This is a genomic window from Tenacibaculum retecalamus, from assembly GCF_027941755.1.
GTDB lineage: Bacteria > Bacteroidota > Bacteroidia > Flavobacteriales > Flavobacteriaceae > Polaribacter > Polaribacter haliotis_B.
In genome coordinates, this window is the sequence record NZ_CP115916.1 from 2,880,883 (window position 1) to 2,889,216 (window position 8,334).

Consider the following 8,334-nt stretch of genomic DNA (forward strand, 5'->3'; position numbering starts at 1 on the left):
TTATATATATTTTTTTATATAAAATATTTTTATCCCCTAAATTTCAGTAAGATGAAACTAAAAATTATCGTTGTATTATTCCTATTCGTAAGCTTAATTAGTAAAGCTCAATCAGTAAACATTATATCTGATACTGATTTTGATAATCTTAAAATAAATAGCGCCAAATTACTTGATTTAAAAAAAACTAAAGGAAATCAACCTAAAGTTGAAGCACTATTAGGCGCTGTAACTTCTTATAAAGTTGATGAAAATGAGTCTTATTATTATTTTGTTTTTAAAGGAGTTAAAATTGATTTTTCTACATTAGGAAAAAGCAAACCTTATATAGAATCTTTTGAAGTAAATGGTAACGATGCTACTTTAGCTATAAAAGACATAAGTATTACCATTGGAGACAATATTAGTAAACTAGGTGCTATTGTTTTTAGTGTTGGTAGAAATGGTACTAAGAGTATTTTGTATTCAACTTGTGAGGACTGTGATAGTTTTGTAAATATTGAGTTTGATCAAACATCAAATCTTATTACCAAGATTAGTTATATGGATATGTCTTAAGATTTATACTAAAAATTAAGTAACCTTTTAAATAGTGTTACAGAATAAATAAATTAAGGGTAACAATTTTATATTGTTACCTTTTTTATTACTCCATTTTCTCATGCGCTTCTAAATCCTTCGTTAAATCTAACTTTCGCAATGTTGGGTTAATAATCCCTGTAGTAACTACTGTAATTAAAGTCATTGTTCCTCCGAAAACAACAGCAGTAACTGTTCCCATTAACTTTGCCGTTACGCCGCTTTCAAAAGCACCTAATTCGTTAGAAGAACCTACAAACATCGAATTTACCGAAGCTACTCTACCTCGCATATGATCGGGTGTTTTTAATTGTAAAATTGTTTGACGAATTACCATTGAAACTCCATCGGTAACACCACTAAAAAATAACGCTACAATTGATATCCAAAATACAGAAGATAACCCGAATACGATAATACAAACTCCAAAGCCAAAAATAGCCGCTAACAACTTCATTCCGGCATTTTTACTAATAGGTATGTAAGCAGTAACTAACATCGTTAAAAAAGCACCTATGGCGGGTGCAGCACGTAAGGCTCCGAATCCTTCAGAGCCTACTTTTAAAATATCTTGTGCATAAATAGGTAACAAAGCTACAGCACCACCAAAAAGTACCGAAATCATATCTAAAGTAATGGCTCCTAAAATAGCTTTTGTTTTAAAAACAAAACTGATTCCTTCTTTTAAACTCTTTAATACTGGCTCGCCAATTTTTGGATTTAAAATTGGTTTTTTCTTAACAAAAAACACCATCAAAAATGAAAATAATACCAAACCAAAAACAATACAAAGCGACCAATGAACTCCCATCCATGAAATGGTAAACCCGGCAAAAGCTGGTCCTAATACTGAAGCCATTTGCCAAGTAGAACTACTCCATGTTGCTGCATTAGGATATAGTTTTTTTGGAACTATCAACGCTATTAGTGAAAATATAGTTGGACCAAAAAACGAACGTAAAAGTCCGCCAAAAAATACCAATCCATAAATTGCATATAAAACAGTGTTTATTTCCCAGCCTTTTATAAAACTTGGTAAGGTTAAAAAAAACAAGCCTAAACTTATTAATGAAAAAGCGCCAATACAAAGTGCTAATAAATTTCTTTTTTCTTTTTGATCTACAATATGACCTGCAAAAAGTGCCATAGAAACTGCCGGAATTACTTCCATTAAGCCAATTATACCCAATGATAACGGGTTTTTTGTAATACTATATACTTGCCATTCGATAATAATAAACTGCATAGACCATGCAAATACTAACGCAAAACGCACTAAAAGAAAAATATTAAACTCTTTAATTCTTAATGAAGCGTATGGATCTTTCTTTTCCATGATGTTTTATTAATTCAGTTTTAAATCCATTAAAATGGCAAAAGTTTCATTTACATCTTGCTCTTTTACTACAATTGTCATTTCATGAGTAGTAGAAATTACTTCTTGTACAGCGATATTAGCCCAAGCAAATTGTTTTAAAATAAAATAATATATTCCAGATTGTTCCAAATTATCTTTTGGAAGCTTAATTGTTATAGAAGCTAAATCGTTTACGTTATTAATTAACGTTTCTTTCTTAAAAATTTCTTCAACAAAATGTTGTAAATTTTTACTCGTTACGATATTTGTTTCAAAAATTCCTTGAGAAACCGTTAAAAAATAATCATTACTATCGGCAGATTTACTTAAAATTTTAGCAATTTCTTTTAATAAAGATGGTGTATTTTTAAAAGTAAAATCACATAAATCCGAACGAACTATAACATCACCAAGATCAAGCGCTAATTTTTTGATATTTTTACGTACTCTTAATTCATTTGCTGGCGATAACCTGTTTATAGCCATCATAACAGCGCCTACTTTTATATCTTTTTTTAGTAATTTAGAAACTTCTGGTAACACAACCCTTGCTAAAGAAGATACATTAATTAACTTTTCATTTAAAGCCTCCTCAATAAAAGGAGTTTTCCTTATCGTTATTTCTACAGCTTCTTGAATTGTTTTCATTTTTTGTTTAATTTTAAACAAATGTAAATAAAATATAACTAACAGTAAAATTTTTCTATTTTTAAAATTTTGTAAGATATCTTACAAAAACCTTTGCTAATCAGATTTTTAAATTAAATTTGTTCCTATTGCATTGTTTTTAACAAAACCTAACACAACACAATCTTAGAAGCGATTGATGGGTTGACTTCTTTTTATTAAGAAGGATTATTTGTATAAATGCAAACAACAACTAATCTAATCTATTTGTTAACTTTAAAAACTCATCTTTCGCTTCTTTTTTGTCGTATAGTACATTATAAACAGCATCGATAATAGGTGTTTTTGCACCATTTTTTTGATTAATTTCATAAGCACTTTTTGCTGCATAATATCCTTCAGCAACCATACTCATTTCCATTTGTGCAGATTTTACAGTATAGCCTTTACCAATCATGTTACCAAACATTCTATTTCTACTAAAAACAGAGTATCCTGTAACTAATAAATCACCTAAATAAGCCGAATTATTAATATTACGTTTCATTTTATGAACCTTTTTAATAAAGCGTTTCATTTCACGAATACCGTTACTCATTAATACTGCTTGGAAATTATCTCCATAGCCTAAACCATGAGCAATACCTGCGGCAATAGCATAAATATTTTTTAACATGGCAGCATATTCTGTACCAATAATATCATCAGATATTTTTGTTTTTATATAACGACCAGCAATATATTTGCTTAAATCTTTGGCTTTTTCAGCATCCTGACAAGCTAACGTTAAATAAGATAAACGTTCCATTGCTACTTCTTCTGCATGACATGCACCTGTAAGTACACCAATGTTTTCTATCGGAATATTAAATTTTTGATGAAAATGCTCGCCAACAATTAATCCTGTTTCTGGTACAATTCCTTTAATTGCTGAAAAAATTATTTTATCCTTTAATGAAGCCGTTAATTTTTCTAATTCGGTATTTATAAAAGCTGAGGGAATAGCAAAAATAAGCACATCATAATTATCAACAATATAATTCATATCGTCAGACAAATCTAACTGCGCTGGTTGCAACTCTGCCGAACTTAAATAATTAGGATTGTGTTTGTTACGTTTTATATGTTCTATAGCATATACACTTCGCATATACCAACCAATGTTTTCTAGATTTTCAGATAACATTTTTACAATGGCAGTAGCCCAACTTCCTCCACCTAAAACCGCTATTTTGGTTTGCTTACTCATATCGTTGTTTGTTTAGTATGCTAAATTAATAAATCTATAGGCTTCTTCTAAAAGTTAAGGGTATTATATTTGAATTTTGAAAAACCAAACATCATGAACGTACAAATAATAAACAAATCGAAACATCAAACTCCTGCATATGAAACCGAAGGTTCTGCCGGAATGGATTTACGTGCTAATTTAAATGAACCTGTAGTTCTAAAACCTTTGGAAAGAGCGATTATAAAAACCGGTTTATTTATTGCTTTGCCTAATGGTTTTGAGGCACAAGTTCGTCCGCGAAGCGGATTGGCAGCTAAAAAAGGTATTACTGTATTAAATGCTCCTGGAACCGTTGATGCTGATTATCGTGGTGAAATTGGGGTTATTTTAGTAAACCTATCTAACGAAGAATTTATTGTAAATGATGGTGAGCGTATTGCGCAATTAGTAATTGCAAAACACGAACGTGTAAACTGGCAAGAAGTTACTGTTTTAAATGAAACTGAACGTGGTGCTGGTGGTTTTGGTAGTACTGGAGTTTAAGTTATTTTTTTATAAAGTTGACTCATTTTACGAATCTCATCGTACAATAATTCAAAGTCTAAAAAACAATGTGAATGATATTGGTATTCGAGTTTTTTATAAAATTCGAAAGCTTGTGGTTGCGCATCCATAGCATCTAACCAAATAAGATCATATTGTTTTTTAATGGCTTGAGTTTCTAACCAATTCAATAATTTTTTACCAATTCCGTTTCCTTGTGTTTTTTGATGTAAGTAAATTCGGTGTAATTTTACGTGTTTTTTATCAACAAAACCATCGAGTTGCTCATCCCAAACAATTCTGAAATTACCTATTATTTCATTTTTAAATAATACCAAATAATTCTGAGAATTTACGTCTAAAAGTTCTGAATTTAATTTTTCTTTAGAATATTGCGTATTCACATACCAATCTCCACCATCTTTCCAAAAATGACTATAAGCCGGTGGATAAATTTCTTTCATTAATGTAAAAAGAGCTTCTAAATCGGCATTTAAAATTTCTTTTAGCTGTATGTTTTCAGAAATATAAATCATTTTTTTAAAATTATAGTTAAATGCATTAAACAAAAAGCTGTTGATTTCTCAACAGCTTTTTAATAAATAAACCTTTTAATTTAAAACTTATTCTTGATTTTCAATAGCATCTTTTATTTTACCTTCAAGTTCGTCCATTAATTCAGGATTATCTTTAATTAGGCTTTTAACAGCATCTCTACCCTGACCTAATTTTGTATCTCCATAGCTAAACCATGAACCACTTTTCTTTATAATTCCGTATTCTACACCAATATCTAAAACCTCACCAACTTTAGAGATTCCTTTACCATACATAATATCAAATTCTGCAATTTGAAAAGGTGGAGCAACTTTATTCTTTACTACTTTTACTTTGGTACTGTTACCAATAACTCTATCGCCATCTTTAATTTGTGTTCTACGACGAATATCTAAACGAACAGATGCATAAAATTTTAATGCATTACCACCCGTTGTAGTTTCTGGGTTACCGAACATTACACCAATTTTTTCACGTAACTGGTTAATAAATATAACAGTACATTTTGTTTTACTAATAGTACCTGTTAATTTACGTAATGCTTGCGACATTAAACGGGCATGTAATCCCATTTTAGAGTCTCCCATTTCACCTTCAATCTCAGATTTTGGTGTTAATGCTGCAACCGAATCAATTACTACAATATCAATAGCTCCAGAACGAATTAAATTATCGGCAATTTCTAATGCTTGCTCACCATGATCTGGTTGAGAAATAATTAAATTATCTGTATCTATTCCTAAGCTTTCTGCATAAAAACGATCAAAAGCATGTTCTGCATCAATAAAAGCTGCAATACCACCTGCTTTTTGCGCTTCGGCAATTGCGTGTAATGTTAAGGTTGTTTTACCTGACGATTCTGGTCCGTATATTTCTATAACTCTTCCTCTTGGATATCCACCTACACCTAAAGCTAAATCTAATCCTAAAGATCCTGATGAAATTGCCTCAATATCTTCAACTTGACTATCTCCTAATTTCATTACAGACCCTTTTCCGTATGTTTTATCTAACTTATCAAGGGTAAGTTGCAATGCTTTTAATTTCGCTTCTTTTTCTTTATCTGCTGCCATAAATCGTTCTAATTATATTAAAAATAAGAGTGGCTAAGTTATGAAAAACTCCCTTTATTTTACCATCTTTTTTAGGCTACATTTTGTAATATTGTTTTTTATTAATTTTTACCGAAATGACTGCAACTATTCTTTTAAAAAATGCAAATTGTAACGTTACTATAAGTAAAGGAGAAGTTATTAGTTTTATTGTTGATAACGAAGAAATTATGCATTGTAAAGATGCGCCTGGTTGGAATGCTACGGATACAGAAATGTTTCCTATTATTGGCTCTACAAAAATTAATAATTATAGTATTGAAACACCAAATGGTATTGCCAAGCAAGATCAACATGGTTTATTAAGAGAACTTAATTATCAACTTATTTCTTCGGATACAACTACCGCTATTTTTGAAAAAAAATATGTAAAAAATACACAGATAAATAATACTAAATATCCAAATAAATCTACGCAAGAAAAGTTGTTTTGGCCTTATGATTTTACTTTTAGAAAAATAATTTCATTATCAAAAAACGCTTTAAAAATAAATTTTGAAATTACTTCAGAAAAAGGAATGCCATATATGTTAGGATATCATCCTGCATTTAAACTTTCGGGTTTTGGAACCGAAATTATAAAAACATCAGAAAAAGAAATTACATTAAATGATATTTTAAATGTAGGATCAGCAGCTTATAAGGTTTTAAATACTGATGAAATTATTTTGATAAAAAATGAGTTACCTAACATAAAAATAGCTACCAAAAACTTTAATAATTTTATGTTGTGGACAGAAGTTAACAACATGGTTTGTATAGAACCTATAACTCAATATCCGTCGTTAGAAACTCAAGAATATTCAGAAAAAAATATGAGAATTAGTACTGGTAAAGAGTATTTTTCTGTAACTATTAGTACTTTATAAACATGCAAAATCACAGACATTTTATAATTCATAAGCCTTATGGTTTTTTATCTCAGTTTATTAACAATCAAACTAAGAGGAAGAAAAAATTATTAGGAGAGTTAAATTTTAATTTTCCTGAGGAAACAATGGCAATTGGTCGTTTAGATGTTGCCTCTGAAGGCTTATTATTTTTAACTACCAATGGTAAAGTAAGTGCACAAGTACGCAGTAAAAAAGTAGAAAAAGAATACTATGTTCAAGTAGATGGTCTTATTACGCAAGAAGCTATAAATAAATTAAAAGAGGGTGTAGAAATTGGTTTTGATGGCAAAAAATACATGACCTTACCCGGACAAGCTTTTTTAATAGATACTCCTAATTTTGATAATAGATCTCAAAAAATTCGTGATGAACGTCATGCACCAACGAGTTGGGTTGCTATTATTATTACTGAAGGTAAATTTAGGCAAGTGCGTAAAATGACAGCCGCCGTTGGTTTTCCTACACTTCGTTTAGTTAGAGTACGTATTGGAGAAATTTTATTAAATAATATGAAACCTGGTGATGTAAAAGAGGTTACTGAATTATTATAACTACCTTATTAAGCTCTCACCATTTTAATATGTGGAATACCATCTTCTAAATACCCTTCACCTACTTGTTTAAATCCGTGAGATTCGTAAAATTTCTGTAAATAAGTTTGTGCCGAAATCGTAATTATTCTTTCTTCGTAGTTATTAAAAATAGCTTGGATTGATGCTTTTATTAAATCATGTCCGTAACCAAATTTACGTTCGGTATCTTTTACAATTACTCTACCAATACTAGGAGTATCAAAATATTGCTTACTATCAAACAAACGAGTATACGCTATTATTTTATCATCTTTTAAACCTAAAACATGCAATGCTTTTTGGTCTTTAAAATCAATATCTTGATATACACAATCTTGTTCTACTACAAAAACTTCAGAACGTAATTGAAGTATTTCATACAGTTCTGAAGTTGTTAATTCTTGAAATTTTTTTACTTTAAAATCCATTAGCAGTTAGTAGCTATTTTATTAACTCTATCTGCGTGACGTCCTCCTTCAAATTCTGTACTTAAAAAGAGTTTTACAAAACCTAATGCTTGTTGTAATGATACAAAACGTGCCGGAATCGTTAAAATATTAGCATTATTATGCTGGCGAGTTAATGCTACTAACTCATTATTCCAACATAAGGCAGCACGAACACCTTGATGCTTATTAGCTGTCATTTGAGCACCATTACCACTTCCGCATAAAATAATACCCATTTCAGCTTGTTCTGTTTCTACGGCTTCTGCTGTTGGATGAATAGCATCTGGGTAATCCATACTACTAGTATCATTCGTTCCAAAATTAATTACTTTATGTCCTAACTCTTCTAAAAGAGTAATAATTTCGAATTTATACTCGGTACCTGCATGGTCATTTCCGATGGCAATTGTCAT

General features: G+C 30.2%; 11 protein-coding genes. 4 read left to right on the top strand and 7 right to left on the bottom strand.

Annotated elements, in window-relative coordinates:
• Window positions 1-51 precede the first annotated feature (51 nt).
• Entirely contained in the window at window positions 52-558 is a 507-nt protein-coding gene (locus PG912_RS13575; protein ID WP_275687968.1) for a hypothetical protein, read from the top strand.
• A gap of 88 nt (window positions 559-646) precedes the next feature.
• Here the strand turns inward: PG912_RS13575 and PG912_RS13580 are convergent, their stop codons facing one another.
• The 3 genes from PG912_RS13580 to PG912_RS13590 form a co-directional block, all read right to left on the bottom strand.
• A complete protein-coding gene (locus PG912_RS13580) occupies window positions 647-1,915 on the bottom strand; it encodes an MFS transporter (RefSeq protein ID WP_275687969.1) in 1,269 nt (422 codons plus the stop codon).
• Between the two features lie 9 nt (window positions 1,916-1,924).
• Window positions 1,925-2,584 (bottom strand): hypothetical protein, encoded by a 660-nt coding sequence (locus tag PG912_RS13585; protein ID WP_260587330.1) that lies wholly within the window; start codon window positions 2,582-2,584, stop codon window positions 1,925-1,927.
• A gap of 232 nt (window positions 2,585-2,816) precedes the next feature.
• Complete coding sequence (locus tag PG912_RS13590) at window positions 2,817-3,812, bottom strand: NAD(P)H-dependent glycerol-3-phosphate dehydrogenase (RefSeq protein ID WP_275687970.1); 996 nt, start codon at window positions 3,810-3,812, stop codon at window positions 2,817-2,819.
• A 93-nt stretch (window positions 3,813-3,905) separates the two neighbouring features.
• Here PG912_RS13590 and dut point away from each other — a divergent pair, with 93 nt between their 5' ends.
• Window positions 3,906-4,337: a dUTP diphosphatase gene (gene dut, locus PG912_RS13595; protein ID WP_275687971.1), complete on the top strand. Its 432-nt coding sequence runs from the start codon at window positions 3,906-3,908 to the stop codon at window positions 4,335-4,337.
• Here the strand turns inward: dut and PG912_RS13600 are convergent.
• Both PG912_RS13600 and recA read right to left on the bottom strand, forming a co-directional pair.
• Window positions 4,334-4,873 carry a GNAT family N-acetyltransferase gene (locus PG912_RS13600; RefSeq protein WP_275687972.1) on the bottom strand — a complete coding sequence of 180 codons (540 nt, stop codon included), beginning with the start codon at window positions 4,871-4,873 and terminating at the stop codon, window positions 4,334-4,336. The genes dut and PG912_RS13600 overlap by 4 nt on opposite strands.
• 87 nt (window positions 4,874-4,960) lie before the next feature.
• Window positions 4,961-5,968, bottom strand: a complete 1,008-nt coding sequence (gene recA / locus PG912_RS13605; RefSeq protein WP_260587336.1) for a recombinase RecA — start codon at window positions 5,966-5,968, stop codon at window positions 4,961-4,963.
• 116 nt (window positions 5,969-6,084) lie between these two features.
• Between recA and PG912_RS13610 the strand changes: the two genes are divergently transcribed.
• Both PG912_RS13610 and PG912_RS13615 read left to right on the top strand, forming a co-directional pair.
• Window positions 6,085-6,876, top strand: a complete 792-nt coding sequence (locus tag PG912_RS13610; protein WP_275687973.1) for an aldose 1-epimerase — start codon at window positions 6,085-6,087, stop codon at window positions 6,874-6,876.
• Between the two features lie 2 nt (window positions 6,877-6,878).
• Window positions 6,879-7,451 (top strand): pseudouridine synthase, encoded by a 573-nt coding sequence (locus tag PG912_RS13615; RefSeq protein ID WP_275687974.1) that lies wholly within the window; start codon window positions 6,879-6,881, stop codon window positions 7,449-7,451.
• Window positions 7,452-7,459: 8 nt separating this feature from the next.
• Here the strand turns inward: PG912_RS13615 and PG912_RS13620 are convergent, their stop codons facing one another.
• Both PG912_RS13620 and rpiB read right to left on the bottom strand, forming a co-directional pair.
• Window positions 7,460-7,900, bottom strand: coding sequence for a GNAT family N-acetyltransferase (locus PG912_RS13620; protein WP_275687975.1), 441 nt, complete (start codon window positions 7,898-7,900; stop codon window positions 7,460-7,462).
• On the bottom strand, window positions 7,900-8,334 hold the full coding sequence (gene rpiB / locus PG912_RS13625; protein WP_260587340.1) for a ribose 5-phosphate isomerase B: 435 nt from the start codon (window positions 8,332-8,334) through the stop codon (window positions 7,900-7,902). The genes PG912_RS13620 and rpiB overlap by 1 nt, the downstream gene beginning before the upstream one ends.

Coding starts and splice junctions, on each gene's coding strand:
- PG912_RS13575 (WP_275687968.1), top strand. CDS start 52: ATGAAACTAAAAATTATCGTTGTATTATTCCTATTCGTAAGCTTAATT.
- PG912_RS13580 (WP_275687969.1), bottom strand. CDS start 1,915: ATGGAAAAGAAAGATCCATACGCTTCATTAAGAATTAAAGAGTTTAAT.
- PG912_RS13585 (WP_260587330.1), bottom strand. CDS start 2,584: ATGAAAACAATTCAAGAAGCTGTAGAAATAACGATAAGGAAAACTCCT.
- PG912_RS13590 (WP_275687970.1), bottom strand. CDS start 3,812: ATGAGTAAGCAAACCAAAATAGCGGTTTTAGGTGGAGGAAGTTGGGCT.
- dut (WP_275687971.1), top strand. CDS start 3,906: ATGAACGTACAAATAATAAACAAATCGAAACATCAAACTCCTGCATAT.
- PG912_RS13600 (WP_275687972.1), bottom strand. CDS start 4,873: ATGATTTATATTTCTGAAAACATACAGCTAAAAGAAATTTTAAATGCC.
- recA (WP_260587336.1), bottom strand. CDS start 5,968: ATGGCAGCAGATAAAGAAAAAGAAGCGAAATTAAAAGCATTGCAACTT.
- PG912_RS13610 (WP_275687973.1), top strand. CDS start 6,085: ATGACTGCAACTATTCTTTTAAAAAATGCAAATTGTAACGTTACTATA.
- PG912_RS13615 (WP_275687974.1), top strand. CDS start 6,879: ATGCAAAATCACAGACATTTTATAATTCATAAGCCTTATGGTTTTTTA.
- PG912_RS13620 (WP_275687975.1), bottom strand. CDS start 7,900: ATGGATTTTAAAGTAAAAAAATTTCAAGAATTAACAACTTCAGAACTG.
- rpiB (WP_260587340.1), bottom strand. CDS start 8,334: ATGACAATTGCCATCGGAAATGACCATGCAGGTACCGAGTATAAATTC.